This window comes from Acidovorax sp. HMWF018 (assembly GCF_003061035.1).
Lineage (GTDB): Bacteria > Pseudomonadota > Gammaproteobacteria > Burkholderiales > Burkholderiaceae_C > Acidovorax > Acidovorax delafieldii.
Genome location: NZ_QAIM01000164.1, coordinates 1 through 2,250, shown reverse-complemented (window position 1 = coordinate 2,250; position 2,250 = coordinate 1). Strand labels below are relative to the sequence as shown.

2 protein-coding genes are annotated in these 2,250 nt (G+C 65.6%); both read left to right on the top strand.

Annotated features, from left to right (window positions below):
• Nucleotides 1-599 (top strand): helix-turn-helix transcriptional regulator (locus tag DBR23_RS06290; RefSeq protein ID WP_199227646.1); only part of this gene is annotated, 599 nt, incomplete at its 5' end.
• A gap of 268 nt (nt 600-867) precedes the next feature.
• Nucleotides 868-2,250: 2,3-epoxybenzoyl-CoA dihydrolase (gene boxC, locus DBR23_RS06285; protein ID WP_108497664.1), on the top strand; the 1,383-nt coding region annotated here is incomplete at its 3' end.

Sequence of the window (2,250 nt, the reverse complement as noted above, 5' to 3'; positions counted from 1 at the left end):
AGCCCGAACTGCGCCGCGCCCGCCTGGCCTTGCACGAGCTGCTGAGCGGGGGACACAACGACGCGGCAAGGCACCGCCGCATTGCGCTGGTGGGTCTGCGGGGGGCGGGCAAATCCACGCTGGGGCCGCTGCTGGCGCGCGAGTTGGATGTTCCTTTCATTGAACTGAGCCGCGCCATCGAGGCCCTCGCCGGGTGCAGCGTGCGCGAAATCCACGACCTGTACGGCACCACCGCCTACCGCCGCTACGAGCGCAGGGCGCTGGAGGAAACGATACAGATCCACAGCGAGGTGGTCATTGCCACGCCGGGCGGCATTGTGTCGGACCCCGCCACTTTCAACGAGCTGCTGGCCCACTGCACCACCGTGTGGTTACGGGCCGCGCCCGAGGAACACATGGGGCGTGTGGTGGCACAGGGGGACATGCGCCCGATGGCCGCCAGCAAGGAGGCCATGGACGACCTCAAGCGCATCCTGGACGGGCGCGCTGCTTTCTATTCCAAGGCCGAAATCACGGTGGATACCTCCGGCCAGACCCCCGAGCAGAGCCTGCAGACCTTGAGTGCCAGCGTGCGCAAGGCCATGGCCCGCGTGGCGTAAAAACCTGCACCCGGTCTGGATGGCTGCCGCCCGGACATCGGCGCCGCAGCACCCACGCCCATCCCGGCACAGCACAGCGCCCGCCACCGCGGCGGCCTGTGCAGCTCGCCCCTCCCAATCGACCCGTGCACAGCTCTCAGCAGAGCTGCCCGTCTACCCGAATGCCATCGGCAAAAAAATGCATTGACACACCGAACAACATGCATGATGATGCACATCAACAACTGCACACAAGCACTATATTGCATTAATTCTCCACGGAGACCTCATGGCAGACCTCACCCACGTTCCCGAACGCGTTGACTACCGCACTGATCCCACGCAGTACCGCCACTGGACCTTGTCGGTCGAGGGTGCCATTGCACGGCTGTCCCTTGACATTGCGGAGGACGGCGGGATCCGTCCTGGCTACAAGCTCAAGCTCAACAGCTACGACCTGGGGGTGGACATTGAGCTGCATGACGCGCTCAACCGCATCCGCTTCGAGCACCCCAGCGTGCGCAGCGTCATCGTCACCAGTGGCAAGGACCGTATCTTTTGCTCGGGCGCCAACATCTTCATGCTGGGTGTGTCCAGCCATGCCTGGAAGGTCAACTTCTGCAAGTTCACCAACGAGACGCGCAACGGCATTGAAGACTCCTCCAAACACTCGGGCCTCAAGTTCATTGCGGCTGTGAATGGCGCCTGCGCGGGCGGTGGCTATGAGTTGGCACTGGCGTGCGATGAAATCATCCTGGTCGATGACCGGTCGTCTGCCGTGTCGCTGCCCGAAGTGCCTTTGCTGGGCGTGTTGCCCGGCACCGGTGGGCTGACACGTGTCACGGACAAGCGCCACGTGCGGCACGATCTGGCCGACATCTTCTGCACCAGCGTGGAGGGTGTGCGTGGCCAGCGCGCGGTGGACTGGCGGCTGGTGGACCGTATCGCCAAGCCCGCGCAATTTGCCGCCACGGTGCAAGAGCGCGCCGCCGCCCATGCACAGACCAGCACCCGCCCCGGCAGCGCACAAGGCATTGCCCTGCCACGCGTGGAGCGGCAGGACCATGCCGACGGCATGCGCTACCAGCACGTGACGGTGGACATCGACCGCGCACGGCGCACGGCCACGCTGTGCATCCGCGCCCCCGAGGGAGCGCAGCCCGCTGACACGGCAGCCATTGAAGCAGCGGGCGCCGCCTGGTGGCCGCTGGCACTGGCCCGCGAACTGGACGACGCCATCCTGAACCTACGCACCAACGAACTGGACATTGGCACCTGGCTGCTGAAGACCGAAGGGGATGCGCAGGCGGTGCTGGCCAGCGATGCCATCTTGCTCGCGCATCAGGACCACTGGCTGGTGCGCGAGACCATCGGTGCGCTGCGACGCACGTTTGCCCGTCTGGATGTGTCCTCACGCAGCCTCTTCGCGCTGATCGAGACGGGATCGGCTTTTGCCGGCACCCTCGCAGAACTGGCCTTAGCGGCAGACCGCACCTACATGCTGGCCCTGCCCGACGCGCCAGAGCAGGCCCCAACGCTCACCCTGAACGCATTCAACTTTGGCCTGCTGCCCATGGTGAATGACCAAAGCCGCTTGCAGCGCCGCTTCTATGAAGAGGCGGGCCCGCTGGAAGCGGTCCGCGCTGCCGCGGGCCGGCCGCTGGACGCAGAC